Origin of the sequence: Candidatus Epulonipiscium sp. (assembly GCA_012519205.1) — a bacterium.
Classification (GTDB): Bacteria; Bacillota; Clostridia; order Lachnospirales; family Defluviitaleaceae; genus JAAYQR01.
Genome location: JAAYQR010000008.1, coordinates 1 through 18,889, shown reverse-complemented (window position 1 = coordinate 18,889; position 18,889 = coordinate 1). Strand labels below are relative to the sequence as shown.

The 18,889-nt window shown below is 32.9% G+C and carries 14 protein-coding genes and 1 pseudogene; 4 read left to right on the top strand and 11 right to left on the bottom strand.

What is annotated here, in order from left to right:
- The first annotated feature begins 196 nt into the window (after nt 1-196).
- Entirely contained in the window at nt 197-391 is a 195-nt protein-coding gene (locus tag GX308_01915; protein ID NLK20849.1) for an aspartyl-phosphate phosphatase Spo0E family protein, read from the top strand.
- Between the two features lie 39 nt (nt 392-430).
- Here GX308_01915 and GX308_01910 read toward each other — a convergent pair whose 3' ends face one another.
- The 6 genes from GX308_01910 to GX308_01885 all read right to left on the bottom strand — a co-directional run bounded on the left by GX308_01910 (nt 431) and on the right by GX308_01885 (nt 4,923).
- On the bottom strand, nt 431-1,210 hold the full coding sequence (locus tag GX308_01910; GenBank protein NLK20848.1) for a polysaccharide deacetylase family protein: 780 nt from the start codon (nt 1,208-1,210) through the stop codon (nt 431-433).
- Nucleotides 1,211-1,367: 157 nt separating this feature from the next.
- Entirely contained in the window at nt 1,368-2,324 is a 957-nt protein-coding gene (locus tag GX308_01905; protein ID NLK20847.1) for a polyprenyl synthetase family protein, read from the bottom strand.
- On the bottom strand, nt 2,325-2,849 hold the full coding sequence (locus GX308_01900; protein ID NLK20846.1) for a Gx transporter family protein: 525 nt from the start codon (nt 2,847-2,849) through the stop codon (nt 2,325-2,327).
- A 19-nt stretch (nt 2,850-2,868) separates the two neighbouring features.
- Nucleotides 2,869-3,252 carry a NusG domain II-containing protein gene (locus tag GX308_01895; GenBank protein ID NLK20845.1) on the bottom strand — a complete coding sequence of 128 codons (384 nt, stop codon included), beginning with the start codon at nt 3,250-3,252 and terminating at the stop codon, nt 2,869-2,871.
- Between the two features lie 20 nt (nt 3,253-3,272).
- Nucleotides 3,273-4,316 carry an FAD:protein FMN transferase gene (locus GX308_01890; GenBank protein ID NLK20844.1) on the bottom strand — a complete coding sequence of 348 codons (1,044 nt, stop codon included), beginning with the start codon at nt 4,314-4,316 and terminating at the stop codon, nt 3,273-3,275.
- Nucleotides 4,317-4,464: 148 nt separating this feature from the next.
- Nucleotides 4,465-4,923, bottom strand: coding sequence for an FMN-binding protein (locus tag GX308_01885; protein NLK20843.1), 459 nt, complete (start codon nt 4,921-4,923; stop codon nt 4,465-4,467).
- Nucleotides 4,924-5,247: 324 nt separating this feature from the next.
- On the opposite strand from GX308_01885, the pseudogene GX308_01880 reads away from it, so the two are divergent.
- Both GX308_01880 and GX308_01875 read left to right on the top strand, forming a co-directional pair.
- Nucleotides 5,248-7,000, top strand: a pseudogene (locus tag GX308_01880) (FAD-dependent oxidoreductase).
- 160 nt (nt 7,001-7,160) lie between these two features.
- Nucleotides 7,161-7,622, top strand: a complete 462-nt coding sequence (locus GX308_01875) for a hypothetical protein (protein ID NLK20842.1) — start codon at nt 7,161-7,163, stop codon at nt 7,620-7,622.
- Nucleotides 7,623-7,625: 3 nt separating this feature from the next.
- Here the strand turns inward: GX308_01875 and GX308_01870 are convergent, their stop codons facing one another.
- Nucleotides 7,626-8,003, bottom strand: coding sequence for a CBS domain-containing protein (locus GX308_01870; GenBank protein NLK20841.1), 378 nt, complete (start codon nt 8,001-8,003; stop codon nt 7,626-7,628).
- Between the two features lie 217 nt (nt 8,004-8,220).
- On the opposite strand from GX308_01870, the gene htpG reads away from it, so the two are divergent.
- A complete protein-coding gene (gene htpG, locus GX308_01865) occupies nt 8,221-10,110 on the top strand; it encodes a molecular chaperone HtpG (GenBank protein NLK20840.1) in 1,890 nt (629 codons plus the stop codon).
- Nucleotides 10,111-10,164: 54 nt separating this feature from the next.
- Here the strand turns inward: htpG and addA are convergent, their stop codons facing one another.
- The 4 genes from addA to addB all read right to left on the bottom strand — a co-directional run.
- A complete protein-coding gene (gene addA, locus GX308_01860; GenBank protein ID NLK20839.1) occupies nt 10,165-13,890 on the bottom strand; it encodes a helicase-exonuclease AddAB subunit AddA in 3,726 nt (1,241 codons plus the stop codon).
- A gap of 12 nt (nt 13,891-13,902) precedes the next feature.
- Complete coding sequence (locus tag GX308_01855) at nt 13,903-14,415, bottom strand: shikimate kinase (GenBank protein ID NLK20838.1); 513 nt, start codon at nt 14,413-14,415, stop codon at nt 13,903-13,905.
- A gap of 76 nt (nt 14,416-14,491) precedes the next feature.
- Nucleotides 14,492-15,679: an alanyl-tRNA editing protein gene (locus tag GX308_01850; protein ID NLK20837.1), complete on the bottom strand. Its 1,188-nt coding sequence runs from the start codon at nt 15,677-15,679 to the stop codon at nt 14,492-14,494.
- 49 nt (nt 15,680-15,728) lie between these two features.
- The coding region (addB, locus tag GX308_01845; GenBank protein NLK20836.1) for a helicase-exonuclease AddAB subunit AddB at nt 15,729-18,889 on the bottom strand (3,161 nt) is incomplete at its 5' end.

Here is an 18,889-nt window from a genome sequence, read left to right as displayed (position 1 = left end):
TATCATACACTAAAGTATGCAGATAATCATTATATTAAATTATAAAAAAGTAATCTCCTATTTGATTTAAATCTATTTATATGGTATCCTTCAATTACATAATCTTACTTATATAGATATTTTGCTCAATAAGGTAAATGATATAAATAATCCTCTACTATTAGGGAAATATTATTATTTTAAAGAGGGGGTATTTATGAATAAGCATAATTGCCACACAACAGAAGAAATAGAAGCTTTAAAAACTGCTTTAGACACTCTATTGGAACAAAGAAATTACAACTTTCTAGATCCCCTTGTCCAACAATTAAGTAGAAAACTAGACATTTTAATTAATAAGGTCATTGAACAACAAACCGAATTTTCAAAGGCAAAAAATAAAACAAGGTAAACTAGGGACGTCTTAATTTGGGGGCGCCCCTAAACTAATTTAGTTTTTAGCTTGTTTGTTATCCCTTATAGGTTTTTGTCTTCCTTCATGATCCATATAATAATTCTCCTTTAAAATAAGTTGTGAAATAGGGACTAATTCATAGCCTTGTTGTTTTAACCCTGTTATGATTGTATCTAAGGCATCTTTTGTATACTTCGCATTGTTATGAAATAATACGATAGAGCCATTCCCTAAATGTTTATTACCTAATACTTGTTTTATCAAAGGGTCGCTTCCAAATTCCTTCCAGTCAAGGGAATCAACATCCCATTGCACTACATAATACCCACACTGTTGTGCTGCTTCCATCACCGTATTATTATATTCTCCAAATGGAGGCCTAAACAAATTCATTTCTATTCCTGTGATTTTTTTAATTTCTTCATGAACCTTCATTAATTCCTTTTTGTTTTCTTCTAAGGATAATTGTCCCATATGGGGATGTTTATTTGAATGATTCCCTATATCATGGCCTGCCGCGGCTATTTTTTTTACTTCCTCAGGATATTTTCTGGCCCAATCTCCAACTAAAAAAAATGTCGCTTTTACTCCATGCGCATCAAGTATTGCTAATAAATCATCAGTATCATCTGCACCCCAAGCTGCATCAAAGCTTATAGAAATTTTCTTTTCTTGGGTCTCCACACAATAAATAGGAAGCTTTCTTTCTTGCTTACTAGAAACTGTATTAAAAACTTCTGTAACATAAGGCCTTGATAAACTCATGCAAAACATAATCAAAAGTAATGCACAAATAATCTTAGCAAGGCCCCTCATATTAATAACATAAATTTTCATAGAAAATCCCCCCTTAATATTTCTATTCGGAAGGAGGGAAGATATATTCCTTTAATTATCAAACTTCTCCCTTTAATATGATACTAATTATCCCCATAACAATGATATAAATTTATTAACTCATTTTGATTTTTGTTTATAACATATTAACCAAATCTCCGAAAATACTTTTGTGATCCTTATCTTCCAAATTGTCTAATGCTTCTAATGCCTTTTTTACATATTTATCCTTTAATTCTTTTGTACTTTCTAAGGCATTGGTTTCTTTTACCAGCCTGATGATTTTTTCTATTTCCTTTGCATTGATTTTATCTTTAAGACTTAACAATTTCTTTATTTCGTCCTTATACTCCATATGTTGCAAAGCAAATAATAAAGGGAGGGTATATACCCCCTGCTTGATATCATTCCCCATGGGTTTACCCTCGATTTTTTCTGTGGAAGTGTAGTCTAAAAGATCGTCCCGTATTTGAAAAGCCATTCCATAAGAAATTGCAAATTTTCCCAGGGCATTTAAAGTCTGTCTTTTACATTTAGCTTCATATGCTCCAGTTAAAGTACTCATTGAAAATAAGACAGCTGTTTTCCTATAAATTCTTTTTAAGTATTTCATCACGGAAATATTGACATCGTATTTGATTTCATACTGGTCGATTTCACCCTCACAGATTATTCTAACCCCATGGGCAACTTTGTTTAAATGTTCGAAGGAAGTTTTATCAGATAAAATTGTGAAGGCTTTTGTAAATAAATAATCCCCAGCATATACTGCCATATCTTTTCCCCATTTTGCCTGGACTGTTGTTTTACCCCTTCTAAGTCTTGAGTCATCTATTATATCATCATGAACAAGGGTCGCTGTATGAAGCAATTCCATGGCTGCCCCTAGGGGGATAATCTTTTCTTCATCATATTTTCCACATCTTGCTCCTAATATTACAAAGGCAGGGCGTAGCCTTTTCCCCCCCGCTCCTATCAAATCCAAACTAATGTCTGTTAAAACTTTCTTTCTAGAGCGGATTACCTTTTTCATATAATCTTCTACTTTTTTTAACTCATTATTTACTTCAGGATAAGCTTCCCATAAATTCATTTATTTTTCGTCCTTTCTGAGTTGTTTCAGCCATGCTGTACTCTCAAAATGATTGTACAAAAATCCTACTGTAAGTCCTACAAAGTACCCTGTTATCAGTCCTGATATTAAAAGAATTGGTAAATAGATATAAATTCTTAAATCTTGGATAACAAATGCAGCCACTAAAAGTTGTCCTATATTATGAAATACTGCTCCACAAATACTGATAGAGCTTATTCCTAGTAGATTCTTAAAAAATTTATAAAGTAGTACCATAATAATATTACTAAGTAATCCCCCTACCATGCTAAATAAAAAGGCAGAAAGCCCTCCCCCGAAAATTGAGCCCATTAAAGTTCTTAAAATTACTACAGTGAAAGCTTCTTTCCATCCTAATGCTATCAAAGCAAATAAAGATATACTATTGGCAAGACCTAATTTAACCCCAGGGAATAAGATGGGAATTTGCGCTTCTATAACATAAATAATAAGGGCTATCCCTATTAATAAGGATAAAAATATCATTCTCCTTGTTCTAGCCATTTAACCACCATTCCGTCCATTAATATGAAATTTGGTCTACCTCTTCATTTTCCCCCTCCACGCGAATGGATATCTTATGGGGTATGCATACGGCAATATCTCCTGGTCTTGATAGCCAACCAGCATTCACACAAACATAATCTGGACAATCCGCATCAATGAAACGAATTCTACCTTTTTCTGCACGAATTGTATTAAATCCTCCATCTTGATTTTCAATCGTCCATTCTACAGGTTCCATTATATCATTTAAATCAATTATCTTTATTATTTCCTGATTTTGTATCACTTTAACAATTAGATAATCCCCCCTATTAATAAATCTGTATAATGCTACACCTAAAGAACTAATACCTATTAAAACAATAATAGCAACAATAACTATTTTATCGCCTTTTTTCATTCTTATCACCTTCAAACTTTCTAGTCTACTAGGGTAAATTGTGGGTCTACTATCCTAAATCTTTCTTTAAGTCCAGATGTTATATAAACCTTATTATCTTCTGTTATGATTACACATTCTACATCATCCAAATCCTTTATAAGTTTCATACCTTTCTCTAAACCTAAAACATATACACTAGTTGATAAGGCATCGGCATCTATCGACGATTTTGTTACAATTGTACTGCTTATTATTCCTGCTTCTGCCGGGTAACCATTTTTCGGGTTTATAATATGGTGATATCTTTTACCATCCTCTATGAAATATCTTTCATAATTACCTGATGTCACCACTGTTTCATCCTTCACCTCTACAACTGCTATATGTTTTCCTCTTTCATCTAAAGGGTTTTGTATCCCTATTTTCCAATGACCCCCATCTAATTTAGTTCCTATTGTAACTACATTTCCTCCTAAATTAATAAAAGCTGTATGAATCCCCTGTTCTTCTAATACCCTTTTTATTTCATCCCCTGCATAACCCTTTGCAATGGCACCTAGGTCTATGGCCTGTCCCTTTTTGCTAAGTCCAACATTATATGTAGTTTTATTTAATTTCACATCTTTATAATTAACCAGGCTCAAAAGAGAATTTATTTCCTCTTTCTTTGGAATTTTTGCATGGTTTGTACCTATACCCCACAATTTTACAATAGGCTCTATAGTTAGGTCAAATGCTCCCTGAGATAATTCACTGTATTTTTTTGCTTCACTTATAACAAAAAATGTATCAGGACTTACCACCACTGACTTTTCACCTGCATTCTTATTGATTGAAATTACTTCACTTATTTTCTTATTGACAGTCATTTTTTTTTCGATTTCTGCAACCCTATTTATGGACTCTTCTATTGCTTGTCTAGCCTTTTGATCATCTTTGTCATAAACTTGTATATCTATAACTGTTCCAAGAGCAAAAGTCTGATTGCTAATAGGCTTACTAGGTAACCCTTTATTTTTATGACATCCCGATAGAATACTTATTAAAACTAAAAATATGATAGCTACTAATTTTTTGTTCATTTATCCACCAACTCACATCCATAATGTCTACAGTTTATATTATACCGTTTATATCACATAAATATCAATTCTCTAAGACAAATTTTCTTTAGTTCACAAAAATAATTCCCCAAGATAATACTGGGGAATTAAATTATTATTTTATATGTTATTTTGCTGTTTCCAATGCTTTTTTCGCCATGTTTTTAAAGCTTTCTGTTGTACCAGTTGCGCCAGAGACTGTATCTACTGCATCAACATCTTGTTTTTCAACTAGGGATGCCTCTAATTGTGGAAAAGCTTCTGCAGGACCGATATTAACTACATCTTTCATGTTTTTGTTATATTCCTCATCATTTTGCTTTTCAGTACCTTCTTGATTAATTTCATTATAATCTACAGCTGTAATTTTACTATCATTAACCTCGATAGAAATCACTGGTTTCCAGCCTCTTTCATCAGCTTCGCCTTCTGCTGTATAAGTACCATCTGTATATTTTACTGCTACCGGTTGTTCAGTTTGGGGATTTGTGTTATCAGGGGTTTCTACTTTCTTTTGTGTATTGCATCCTGCTAATACAGTAAGTGACAAACCTAATGCCAAGCCTAATGTTAAAATCTTTTTCATAATAAATTCCTCCTTTAATTAAATAATAATTGATAAGATAGTATATACCTAAGGGAAACAACCTTAGTATGTCTCAATAGACTAATTTTTAAAAGTTGTTTTCTTATGAGTACATTTTATTGTTTGGATATTTTTTTGTCAAAGTTAACATAGGTAATTTTTTAGGGTTCACCTTTAATTTTCTTTTCTATCCTCACTATTTCCCTCTGTATCGTTGGCTTTTAAATTATACATATAAAAATAATTATGGTATAATCATGGTGACTTAATGTGGGTAAATCCTCATTAAAGTGTTAATAATATATTTATAAGGAGGATGATTTTATGAGCAAAAGGATATATATTCTCGGTGCAGGTTATGGCGGTATCCAGGCTGCCCTGACATTACAAAAAAAACAAAAAGAAATCCGATGATATCGAAATCTATATTATAGATAAAAATCCATATCATACCCTACTTACTGAACTCCATGAAATTGCTGGGAATCGTATTGAAGAAGATGGCGTATTGGTATATTTAAAAGAGATTTTTCAATATACAGATATTCATATAATTCATGATTATATTTCTCAAGTTGATTTCAAAAATCATATGCTAATCTCAGAAAACAATACCTATTCTTATGATTATCTTATTTTAGGTATAGGAAGCGAACCTAATTTTTATGGCATCGAAGGAATGAAAGAAAATAGCTTTACCTTATGGTCTTATGAGGATGCCCTTAGAATAAAAAAACATATTGCTCATATGTTTGAAAAAGCGGCAAATGAAAAAGACCCAGCAAAAAGAAGGCCCTATCTTACCTTTGCAGTTGGTGGGGGAGGTTTTACAGGAACTGAGATGATTGGAGAACTGTCTTCATGGGTTAATGATTTATCTGAAACTTACAATATTAATCCTAAAGAAATAAGACTTATTCTTATTGAAGCCCTCCCTGATATTCTCTCTATTTTGGACAAGTCCCTTATTAACAAGGCTGAAAAATACCTGAAAGATAAGCTTGGGGTAGAAGTCCTCACTAATTGCCGTATTACAAAGGTAGATGAAACCTCCTTTATGTTAAACGACAAAGATACTATAAATTCCCATACCCTCATTTGGACTGGAGGAGTGCAAGCAAATCATTGCCTTAATAAATTTGATTTAGAAAGAGGAAAAGGGGAAAGGGTTTGTGTAGACGAATATACAAGAACCCCCTATGAAAATGTATTTGCTGTTGGAGATTTTGCCCTATTTATGACCAAGGACAATAAACCTCTTCCAGCCCTGGTGGAAGCAGCCTTAGAAACTGGTAAAGTTGCTGCCAAAAATATTTTGAATCTAGTCCGTGGAAAAGATTTAGAAAAAGCCAATCCAAAACTTCATGGGGTAATGGTTTCTATAGGTAAAAACTATGGGGTTGCCGATATAATGGGCATGAAATTATCGAGCATTTTTGCTATATTTATGAAACATATCGTAAATCTACATTATTTATTTGGAATTGGTGGTTTCGAAATCATTGGAAAATACCTTAGTCATGAGCTTTGGGGAGTTAAGCATAAAAAGGGCATTATTCACAACCAAATAGAAAAACTATCTCCTACCCTTTGGCTATTGCCCCTTAGATTATATCTTGGATATATGTGGCTAATGTCTGGTATTGGAAAAATCAATAGTGGTTGGCTTAAATATGCTATGCTCAGTGGAAGCAACGTAGATGGAACTACAGGAGCTTCTATTATGCAGCTAGTATCTAACCATACGCCTAGCTGGTATGCATGGTTTGTAGATGCTTTTATTATTCCTAATTCGATGTTATTCCAAAAAATTGTTATCCTTACAGAATTAGGGCTAGGACTGGCATTCATCACCGGCACATTCACATTCCTTGCGGCAATAGTATCTATAGGTATGAATATTAATTTTCTACTTTCTACCGGACTAAATGATTTATGGTTCCTTGTATCCTCTATCCCAATGTTAGGCGGAGCTGGAAGAGCCTTTGGTGTAGACTATTATCTTATTCCTTACCTTATGAAGCAATGGAGATATTTTGTTAATAAAAGAAAAATCAAAATAAATCTATGGAAATAAAATAAAACCCTAGGGATAATTAAAATAAATCCTAAATCAAGGACATTTTAATCTCCCCAGGGTTTTACTTATTAAAATATCTATGTAATGATATTGGAGTATTGTGTTTTTATACATTTAGGAATATCATATCATTAAAGTAATAGGTTAGGAGCATTTTATGATTACATTAAATATATTAGATGTAAAAAAGACCATGAATGAACTTTTAAAAGGTAACTTATTCAATGAATTTGAAACCCGTAGCTGCGAGATTCATACCATTACTAAATTTAATATAGACGGTATTTTAAATAAATCCTTTATTTCTATAGATGAACAAGAACCATACAATCGCAGCTATGTCTTATGGGAAGAAATAAAACCCCATATTTTTAATATCATAAAGGGTGAAAGGCCCCCTACATATTTTAAAGTAATCTTCTCTGCTGGGGAAACCATTATATCTAAATTTCCTGAGGATATTTCAGCATTGTTTATAAACTTAATATATAACCAAGGAAATTTCTCATGCACTAGCGGAATAGCTGTAAAAGCTTTTACCTTGGATAAGTCCAGTGAATATCAATGGGATAAATATGTATTAAGTTTTTTTAAAAAAGCTGGAATTTTGGTGGAATAACTATTATTCATTTGCTATAAAACTATCCACCACACACTCAAGAGTAACCATACCTATAACTTTTCCCCTTTCTATCACGGGCATTCCTATGATATTATGCTCTCTTAATCTTTTAGCAGCTTCCTTAATCGATTCATCAGGCATAGCCGTTATAACATCCTTACTCATAGCCCAATCTACAGGACAGGTTTCATAATGACCTGTAACACTTAAAAATCTATATATATCTGCCTTAACAATAAAGCCTACTAAGTTTTTATCCTCATTCACCACGGGAAGTCCATTAACCTTTTTACTTTCCATAATTGACAAGGCTTTTTCTAAGGTGTCCTGAGGCATTATCATATGTACCTTATTGTTCATAATATCCCTAATTTTCATAGATACCCCTCCTCTTATTTATTACGCTATTAATACCTTATCTTAATTATACCATATAAAACTAAAAAGTAATACCAATTTGAATGTTGATAGAATATAGGACCATTTTATTGTCTTTGTTAGCACTCTGCAGTAGGGAGTGCTAATTTTCCCTTGACATTTTTGTTTTTTCTGATATAACATAATAAATATAAGAAAAATATGAAGGAGAGATAATATGGCGCGTGAGAATGGAAATTTATCAATACATAGCGAAAATATTTTCCCAATTATAAAAAAATGGCTTTATTCAGATCATGATATTTTTATTAGAGAACTTGTATCTAACGCATCGGATGCAATTATAAAATTAAAAAAACTAATAGCCATGGGCGAAGCTTCTATGCCTGAAGATACAAAATATAAAATTCAAGTAATTCTTGATGAAAAAAATAATACAATCAAAATTTGTGATAATGGAATTGGCATGACAGGGGATGAAATCAAAAAATATATCAATCAAATTGCATTCTCTGGAGCTGAAGATTTTTTGGAAAAATATAAAGATAAAATGGACAAGGATCAAATCATAGGGCATTTTGGGCTTGGTTTTTACTCTGCTTTTATGGTAGCTGAAAAGGTACAAATCGACACTCTTTCCTATCAAGAAAATGCTACTGCTGTCCGCTGGATATGCAGTGGGGGAACAGAATACGAAATGGAAACTTCCAATAGAGTTGATTGGGGAACTACCATTACCCTTTATATAGGAGAAGATACAAAAGAATTCTTAAATGAATATAAGTTGCGGGAAATCCTAGAAAAATACTGTAGTTTTATGCCTACAGAGATTTATCTTGAAACCGTTAAGGAAGAAGATGATAAAGAAAAAGACCCTAAAGAAAACCAAGAGGAGCCTAAGCCCATTAATGATATTAATCCTCTTTGGGTAAAGCATCCTAATGATTGTACAGAAGAAGAATATAAGAGTTTTTATAGAAAGGTCTTTATGGACTTCAATGAGCCTCTTTTTTGGATTCATTTAAATATGGATTATCCCTTTAACCTAAAAGGAATACTTTACTTCCCTAAACTCAAAAATGAATTTGAAACTATAGAGGGTAAAATTAAGCTGTTCAATAATCAAGTCTTTGTTGCTGATAATATAAAAGAAGTTATTCCGGAATTTATGCTTTTACTAAAAGGAACGATAGATTGTCCTGATTTACCTTTAAACGTATCTAGGAGCTTTCTACAAAACGATGGCTATGTAACCAAAATTTCAAATTATATTACAAAAAAAGTAGCCGATAAATTAACCAGTCTTTATAAGAATCAAAAAGAAAGTTTTGTAAAATATTGGGACGATATTCATCCATTCATTAAGTATGGGGCTCTTCGCGAACCCAAGTTTTATGAAAAAGTAAAAGATATTATCATATATAAAACTACAAAGGGAGATTATGTATCCTTAAAAGAATATCTAGAAAGAAATGAAATCAAACATAAGGACAAGGTGTTCTATGTTACCGATGAACGTCAACAATCTCAGTATATAAAACTATTTAAAGAAAATGATATGGAAGCAGTCATCCTAAGTTCGACTATTGACAATCCCTTTATATCCCATATAGAAATGCATGAAAATGGCATCACCTTTAGTAGAATAGATGCAGATATTTCAGAAAACCTCAAGGATAAAACTAAAGATAATGACGAAAAAGATGATAAAACCTTGGTTGAAAGCCTAGAAAAGACTTTTAAAGATAATTTAGATAACGAAGACTTGAAAATACAAATCGAAAGCCTTAAATCAGAAAACATTTCTGCCATGATTCTTCTATCCGAACAATCAAGACGAATGGAGGAAATGAGTAAAATGTTTGGAGGTATGAACTTCCCTGGATCATTCCCCAAGGAGCAAACTTTGGTCCTTAATAAGAACAATAAACTAATTCAATTGATTGTTTCTAAATCAAATAATGAATCAGATAAGGATTTAATTCAAATGCTTTGCCAACAGATATATGATTTAGCTATGTTAAGTCATCAACCCCTAGATTCGGAATCAATGAATAAATTCATTGATAGAAGTAATGAAATCCTAACAAAAATTGCAGAAATCTAATCTATAATACCTTAAAACCCTATGGGAGACATTCTACTGTCTACCCATAGGGTTTTAATAATATACAGCTTTAGATATGTTAAAAAGATATAAACACCTTTCTTTAACTTCTTTCCCCGTGATTTCTTCAATTGCCCTCTTATAGAGATTCATCTGTATTTCATATTTCTTCATTATTTTTTCTATTTCTATTTGGGGGTTGATTTTATCTTGGATAAAATCCGTCTTATAATCCACCAACACAATCCCGTCTTCTTCCTCAAAATAACAATCTATTATCCCTTGGATAAATATTTCTTCCTCGGATATTAAATCCTTATATATTTCATTAGCATTGATTGAAAGTATAAAAGGGACTTCTTTCTTAACCTTAGAAGAATCTGTTATCCTCCTTGCCAATTCAGATTTATAGAATCTTAGTAAAGATGGTATGAAGATTGTATTTTTTTCTTCCCTTGTTAATAATCCCCGTGTCTCCATACTAAGAAGCTGGTTTTCAATGTCCTTCGTATCATTAATAGATTTGATATCCAAATTTTTCATGACAAAATGTATTATTGTACCCTTTTCAGCACTTGTAAATCCCTTGGCCTCTTCGATAAACCGTGGCCGCTTTAAGCTCACCTCTCCTAAGAAGGGGGTACTTTCTTCATCTGTTATACTCTGTTCATAATGCCTTTTAATCTCTGAAATCGATACTTTTACTGGAATAGCAGCTGCTTCCCCATGAGAATAGCTCCATGATAATTTATTGTATATTTCTTCTTTAGAAGAACTATATATTTTTTGTGTGTCCCAATTGAGTAATTCTCCTAGTATGTTTTCTTTTTCTTTAACCTTGCCTTCTTCTCTAAGGCTAATATCACTTTTAGACCAGGAAAAAATATTCCATTTAGAAGTATCTTCATAGAGGACTTCCGTAGGTGGTTTCAAACAGTTTCCCAAATCTCTTATGGGTTTACCATCCCTATGTCTTACTAAGCCTAATCCTATCCAATCTAAGAAGGTTTTTGATTGAGTTAGAATATATGGCGAAATCTTTTCATCTTCATTGTTTACTATTCTTAACCACCTTCTGGCATTGTTTTCTATATTTTTAACTGTCCCCGTTAGTATAAGTTTTTCCTTGGCCCTTGTTAAAGCAACATAAAGAATGCGCATTTCTTCCGATAAAGTTTCTACCATCATCCTTCTTCTAATTGCAATTTTAGCGGCTGTATTAAAGGAAATTCTTCTTTCGTGGTCTATATAATCGGGTCCCAATCCTAAATCCTGGTGAAGCAATATGGATTCACTTAAATCCTTAAGATTAAACTGTTTTCCTAGGCCAGATACAAAAACCACAGGAAACTCTAACCCCTTGCTTTTATGGATGCTCATAATACGAACTATGTTTTCATTTTCTCCAACTATCTTAGCCGCTCCCATATCTGATTTATTCATCTGTATCTTTTCAATAAATCTGATAAAATTAAACAATCCCTTAAAACTGGTGGTTTCATATCCTGCCGCTCTATCTCTTAAAATCCTTAAATTTGCCTGTCTTTGCATTCCTCCTGGCATAGCTCCTAGATAATTATAGTAATTGGTTTGTGTGTATAACATCCATAAAAGCTCGTTTATGGGGATATGTGCTGCTTCCCTCCTCCATTTTTTAAGGTTGTTTAGAAATTGATTGAGTTTATTGCTTAGCTCTGTAGAATCCATACTCCCAGCGATATACTTTTTCATTGATTCATAATAATCTCCCTGGGGAAATGAAGTTTTAATCTCCACTAATTCATCACAGCTTAATGAAACTATAGGGGAACGTAGAACAGTAATAAGGGGTATATCCTGTCTTGGATTATCAATAATTTGAAGCAAACTTAAAACTGTTTTTATCTCAATGGTATTAAAATATCCAGTAGAAGCATCAGCATACGCAGGAATCCCTTCTTTAGTTAATTCTTCCATAAACACATTCGACCAGTTAGATGTGGTACGAAGTAAAATAACGATATCTTTGTAATCAACTTTTCTATAAGTACCAGCTTTTTTATCATAAACCCAAAGGGGTTCATTTTCGTCTGTTAATTTTTTTATTCTTTGGGCTATTACCCTTGCTTCAAGCTCAATCCTTGATATGTCTTCAAGTTCTTCTTGAATACCCTCATTCTTTTCAAATTCTTCTTGAATGCCATCGATTTCTATCATATGCAGTTCAATTGGACCTCCAAGTTCTAAATTTCCTCCATCGGGATACTTAGCCCCTGGGTTTAGAGATGCCTTTTCATCATATTCTATTTCTCCTAGATTTGGCGTCATAATTTGTCTAAATAAGAAATTAACGCCATAAAGGATATTCTCCCTACTTCTAAAGTTTTGGAATAGGTCTATTCTGAATTCCTTCTTTTTTTCCTCTATAGAAAAAGAATTGTATTTATCTATAAATAAATCTGGTTTTGCCAAACGGAACCGGTAGATACTTTGTTTAACATCTCCTACCATAAAGCGATTAGATTTGAAATTAGGATTGTTTTTCCTTGAAATAACCTCAAGGATAGTTTCTTGAACCAAGTTGCTGTCTTGGTATTCATCAATAAGAATTTCTTCATATTTTTTTTGGAGTTCGAAGGCAACTAAGGAAGGTATAACTTCTCTTGCATTACTTTTTTCATCTAAGAGTATCTTTAAACAATAATGTTCTATGTCATTAAAATCTATAATAGCCTTCTCTCTTTTTACGTCCTGAAAGCGATTAGCAAACTCTTCTATAACTTCCCCTAAAATCTTCATAACAGGATATACCCTATGTATATCTTCTAACATTTCCTTAGGAGACTTAGAAAATATCTTATCTTGTATATCTTCCCTTATACCATCCTTAACCAAATTCCTAAGATTAGATGCCTCTTCTTTTAAACTAATATCTGTATCTTTTGAACAACGTCCTAAGCTAGAGAATGAAATCCGACTTATATATGTGTATAAAATATCGATATCTTCCCTGCAAAGAGATATAAGCCTTTCTAAAACATTGATATCATCTTTTATTGCGTCTATATATTTTTCAGGACCATCAGGTTCTAAACAGATTTCATGTGCCTGCTTAGAAATTTCTAGGAGTCCCTCTGCTGTTAGCTTAATTTGTTCTTTAATAATTTCAGCCCAAACTGTAGCATTAAAGTCATTAGCCCTAGTGGGGTTAAACAGTTCTATGCTTTCTCTTACCCAAACATTGGGCCATGGGTTACTTTGGATAAATCTATGAATGTTTAAAATCATTTCTTGAAGCCTAGTATCTTCCTTTTGTCCTCCATAGCTTTCCACTAAAGAATAAAACCCTTCATCCCCCTTTTCATATAAGTCTTCAAAGAGTTCTTCCATAATATCGGTTTTCAAAAGAATAATTTCTGCCTCATCAGCTATTCTAAAGGAAGGGTCTAAATCCAATATATGAAAGTTACTTTTTATCACTTCTAAACAAAAAGAATGAATTGTAGATATAGATGCTCTGTTAAGAAGGGTAAGTTGTTTTTGAAGATGTGTATTATTAGGTTCCTCCTCCAACCTCTTGGATATGGTTTCTCCTAACCTTTCCCTCATTTCAGCGGCAGCCGCATTGGTAAATGTAACAACTAAGAGTTTATCGATGTCTACAGGATTTTTAGTATTTGTTATTATTTTTATAATCCGTTCTACCAGCACGGCAGTTTTCCCTGATCCAGCTGCTGCTGCAACTAGTAAATCACAACCCCTAGTATCTATAGCATCCTGCTGCTGTTTGGTCCACTGCATATGACTTCCTCCTCATAGATTAGAATGACTTTCCACCCATAAATCCCTAAGTTCTTCTACAATCTGTTCCATATTTTTACCCATACATATAAGGGTTTTATCGGCATATTTTTCATATAGGGGTACCCTTTCATCATAAATTTGAAGAAGGGTCTTTCCTTTTTTCATAACAATCCCCCTTGTGGTAATATTGTGGATTCTATGTTCCACTTCCCTGTAGGGGAGCTTTAGGTATATGACTATGCCATTGTCCTTTAAATGCTTGATTCCTTTTTCACTAAGAACAACGCTGCCTCCCGTAGCTATAATGTTTCCTTTTGATTTAAGTTGGAGGATAGCTTTTTCCTCTATGGAAAGAAAGATATCTATCCCTTGTTCTTCTATAATCTCTTGAAGTAATTTATTTTGGTTTTGCTGAATTATAAGATCTGTATCTATAAAGGGCATATTTATGGCCTTTGAAAGCAATACTCCTATGGTACTTTTGCCTGCTCCAGGCATACCAATTAAGACAAGGTTTTTCATGGTATGTATCCTTTCTAGGGTAAGTTTTATAAGCAGCATAAAAACACTAAGAGTGACGGAAATAGTTTTTTTACATTTACTGTATATCTTCCATTTCTCTACACATACGACGCAAGTTATCTCCACATTTTAGTAATTCTGCCGTGTTTTCGAAACTACCTTGCGCCTGAGTTGGGCTACCTCCTCCTTTTGCATTAAAAGTTTTTATTTCCTCTTTAAGGAGATTTCCACAATGTATAATTAAATCTGTATTATGGGATATAAATATCTTTTTGGATTCTAGAGATATTCCTATAAAGATGTATTGACCCTTTAGGAAAACTTGCTTTGCAATAAACATTATTTCATCTATTTTTTTATTTTCGTAACACCCGTACACTACAGGGCCCTGAGCTTCCTTTACTAATCCCTTTGCTTCTTTTAGGGATATTTCCTGTTTCAACTCTTTTATCTCTAATTCTAACTTCCTAAAGTCTTCCACATATTTATTCACTTTTTCAATAAGAGTGTTCTCATTGGCTGAAAATCTTTCATTCAAATCAGAAATAACTTCATGTTTTTTGCGATAGTCTTCTAGGGCTTTTCTACCACATTGAAAATAAATCCTAGTTGCTCCCTTAGATTTTTCGGTCTTTAATATTTTAAGTATCCCAACTTCCCCTGTTCTATTCACATGGGTCCCACAACAGGGGCAAAAATCCACCCCTTCTATTTCTACAATTCTTAAATCCTCAGATACCTTTGGCTGTTTCCTTAACGGAATACTTTTTGATTTTTCTAAATCTACCATATAGGTTTTTACTTCTACATCTGTATATATTATTTGATTTACTTCATCTTCTACCTTTCTAAGCATATCCAAAGTCACTTCCGGAAGGCTTATATCTATGGATACGTACTCCTCACCCATGTGAAAAGCATTACTTACTCCCTGATAGAGTTTATAAAAGGTTGCTGCTAAAATATGTTCTCCGGTATGCTGTTGCATATTAGAAAAACGCCTCTTAAAATCTATTTTACAGAGTACCTTTTTTTCATTCGGAAGCTTGTTCAGCACATGATAGATTTTATTTCCTTCTTCAAGAACATCCAATACCTTTATATCATCTATGGTACCTCTATCAGAGGGTTGTCCTCCTCCTCCGGGATAAAAATAGCTTTTTTCCAAGGTAATTAGGAATTTATCATCTCTTTGAATTATTTCGTTTATTTTGGTATCCCATTTAGTTAAATACGAATCGGTGTAAAAGCACTTTTCAATCATAAAATCCTCCCTAACGATGCAGTATGGAAACTGCTACCGCCCATTTTATTTAGTCTCGCTTTAATTCTTTCCATATCTCATCTTTATTTAGGTTTTTTAATACCCTATATTTATTATCTTCTAAAAGCATATCAAATTGACAGACGGATTTATAAAGGCAATAATCACAAGAAGTATTCTGTTTGCTTTTATAGGGGCTTATTTTTACATTCCCTTTTAAAATTTCTTTCCCTATTTCTGTTACGATATTTCTAACGTATTCTCTTAGATTGTTAAACTCCTCCATAGTTGCCGTAGAAGAACGTCTTCCTATCCCGCTTCTTGTAACCTCTACTGGAAGTATCTCTGAAAATCTCTCTAGCTCAGTATCCATTTCTTTTATAATGTCTATATCTCCCAAGGCAATTCCTGAGAGTTTTAGGTTTTTAAGAAGAAGCCTTTCTAATTCTTCATTAGGCATTTCTTTAGCTGAACGAATTAAAGGATCATCGATTTTAAAGTAAAATGCCCCTGCAGGAAAAAGTTCTTTATTATATACCTCTTGTCCACTTTCTAGGAATGCATCTAGGTAAAGAAGAAGCTGAAGCTGTATGCCATAAAATACATCTGCAAGATTAAAAGCTTTATTTCCAGATTTATAATCTATAACCTTTACATAAATTTTATTATCTTTATCTAATATATCAACCCTATCGATTCTTCCTGTCAAAATAATCTTTTCCCCTGTATCAAGTTTAATTACTATTGGGGGGAGTTTGTAATCCTCACCAAATCCTATTTCGAATTCTGCCGGTTCAAAATTCCCTCTTTTTATATGTTCTGTTAGTGCCCAGACTGCTCTTTTTGTAATTCTCTTTAGTCTTCTTATTAAATATTTATTCCTTGCAGAACTTAAAAGTATTTCGCCGCTTAATCTAGGTGCTAAATCATCAATACTTTCTTCAATTATCCTATCTCCTAAAGTCCTATCCAGTTCTCTCCAAGGTATTTCTTTTTCCTTTAACTTTCTAGAAAAATCATCTAAAACCTTATGAAAAAGTCTTCCGATATCAGGAAGGCCCAATTTATAAATTTTTCTTTCCTTTGCTTTTAAACCATACTCCACAAAATATCCAAAGGGGCAAGCCGCAAATTTTTCAAGTCTTGATACACTAGAGTATATTTTATCATTGTAAAGTTTTTTTACACTTTCCCTTTCCATATAGTTTTCTTGGTTTGTGTGAAACAGTCCTTTTATCGTAATCTTTGTTTTATCTGCCCATTCATCTTCAGTAAGATACCAGCTTAATACATCCTTCCATATATCAGGAAATTCTCCTGTCTCCAAAATATCCCTTAGAACATTCCCTAGATGATGAAATGTCGGTATAGGAGATGAAATAAGCCTTTCCTCTCTTAAGTCTGTAAAATCGCTATCGCAAGATATACATGGGAAAAGCTTTTTAAGTCTAGGAATAAGTATAGAAGGTCTTATTGCCTTACCCTCCTCATCTCCTATAGAAAAGCTCATATATAGATATTCCTCGGGTTTTGTAAGACCTAGATAAATAAGAAATTGCTCCTCAAAAGCCATCCTTCTGCCATCAGGGGCTAATTCTACTCCCAAATTATTCATAGTTATTCTTTCCTCATCGGAAAATAATCCCAACTCCCCAGTCGTAGAGGGAATCATACCATCATTTATGCCTATTACAAATAATGATTTAATATTTGGAAGCCTCGAACGCTCTAAATCTGCAACAACCACTTGATCTAGAGCAGGGGGAATAAGCCCCATTTTACACTGTTCAAGTCCTGCATCTAATATCTTTGCATACTGCTTTAAGGTGATTTCTTCATCTCCTAATATTTCTACCATTTTATCAAAAAGTTCTATAATTAGATCCCAAATCTGCTGATTTTGTTTTGCTAATATTAGTTTGTTTTCCTCTATAAAACGGTTAATATGTTCAGAAAGCCTCTTACTAATTTCCAAGTCTTCTAATAACTCATAAAGTGCTATTGTTATATCTGCTATGGAAAGTGGATTCTTTTCCCTTAGTTTCTTATAAAATTTAATCAGTGGCTCAGATACCTTTATTCTTGTCCTATTAATCGAACTTATTAACTTTTCTTCATATTCTTTTTCAATGATATCTTCCAATTCGTCTAAGTTTTTTTGGGTCCAATCTTCCTTAATCCATCTATTGATTCCCCTTATTCCATATGCCAATACATAATTTTCTAAAAGATCTATATCCTCTTCATCTATTCCTACGAACCTAGTTTTAAGATACCTAAAGATACTTTCATAAGACCAATTACTAATAACTATTTCTAGGGAAGCCCTTATAAGTTCAACTAAGGGGTGGGTTAGAATATCCTTTTTTTCATCAATAAAATATGGTATTTTATATTCTTTAAAAGTGCTTTCTATAATCTTTTGATAACTAGAAATGTTCCCTGTTACAACTGCTATATCTCTATAACGATATCCCCTATCTTTTACAAGATTTAAGATAGAATGAGCTATATATTCTATCTCAGTATGGGGATTTGAAGCCGTATAAAGTTTTATATACTTTGTTTCTTTTTCATAGGGTATGCAGGGATAATTAAAATACTCTCTTTCCAAATGAGAAAGTTCCTCATTTTTATTAAAACTCATTTCTTTGCTATTTAAACTTATCGGTGGCTCTAATTTTACACCGTATAAAGCCATCATTTTATTAAATTTATCAAAAGTCCTCCTACTTTCACAAAAAGGGTCCGATTCATCACAGGAAGAATACAAATCTACGCTAGGATCTAGAGTTAAGGAGATGCTAATTTTTTCTACCTTTTTAAGAAGTCCATATAATATCCTATATTGCTGAGGAGTAAAGCCATAAAATCCATCTATCCAAATAAGCGCTTTTTCTAAAATCGTTGATGACTCTATCTTAGATGTTAGGATATCTAAAGTTTCTTCTGTAGTTATATACTTTTCCTTTATATAGTTTTTAAAGCCGCTAAAAATCAAATATAAATCTCTTATTTTAGATTCTAACATAGGTCTATCTTTTATTGTTTCTATTTTTCCCAGCAAAGCCTCCGGAGTAACATCATATTGCTGAAATTCGCAAATCATCTCTCCTAATGTCTGCATAAACCCTTGTTGCCGTACCGACTTATGAAAAACCTTTAATTCTTCTTCCATGTCATCGATAACTTTTCTAAGAACCATATTTC

What these genes read in the sequence shown, in the direction of transcription:
- htpG (NLK20840.1), top strand. Translation starts at nt 8,221, where the DNA reads ATGGCGCGTGAGAATGGAAATTTATCAATACATAGCGAAAATATTTTC.
- GX308_01890 (NLK20844.1), bottom strand. Translation starts at nt 4,316, where the DNA reads ATGAACAAAAAATTAGTAGCTATCATATTTTTAGTTTTAATAAGTATT.
- GX308_01875 (NLK20842.1), top strand. Translation starts at nt 7,161, where the DNA reads ATGATTACATTAAATATATTAGATGTAAAAAAGACCATGAATGAACTT.
- GX308_01895 (NLK20845.1), bottom strand. Translation starts at nt 3,252, where the DNA reads ATGAAAAAAGGCGATAAAATAGTTATTGTTGCTATTATTGTTTTAATA.
- GX308_01900 (NLK20846.1), bottom strand. Translation starts at nt 2,849, where the DNA reads ATGGCTAGAACAAGGAGAATGATATTTTTATCCTTATTAATAGGGATA.
- GX308_01850 (NLK20837.1), bottom strand. Translation starts at nt 15,679, where the DNA reads ATGATTGAAAAGTGCTTTTACACCGATTCGTATTTAACTAAATGGGAT.
- GX308_01855 (NLK20838.1), bottom strand. Translation starts at nt 14,415, where the DNA reads ATGAAAAACCTTGTCTTAATTGGTATGCCTGGAGCAGGCAAAAGTACC.
- GX308_01905 (NLK20847.1), bottom strand. Translation starts at nt 2,324, where the DNA reads ATGAATTTATGGGAAGCTTATCCTGAAGTAAATAATGAGTTAAAAAAA.
- addA (NLK20839.1), bottom strand. Translation starts at nt 13,890, where the DNA reads ATGCAGTGGACCAAACAGCAGCAGGATGCTATAGATACTAGGGGTTGT.
- GX308_01910 (NLK20848.1), bottom strand. Translation starts at nt 1,210, where the DNA reads ATGAGGGGCCTTGCTAAGATTATTTGTGCATTACTTTTGATTATGTTT.
- GX308_01915 (NLK20849.1), top strand. Translation starts at nt 197, where the DNA reads ATGAATAAGCATAATTGCCACACAACAGAAGAAATAGAAGCTTTAAAA.
- GX308_01885 (NLK20843.1), bottom strand. Translation starts at nt 4,923, where the DNA reads ATGAAAAAGATTTTAACATTAGGCTTGGCATTAGGTTTGTCACTTACT.
- GX308_01870 (NLK20841.1), bottom strand. Translation starts at nt 8,003, where the DNA reads ATGAAAATTAGGGATATTATGAACAATAAGGTACATATGATAATGCCT.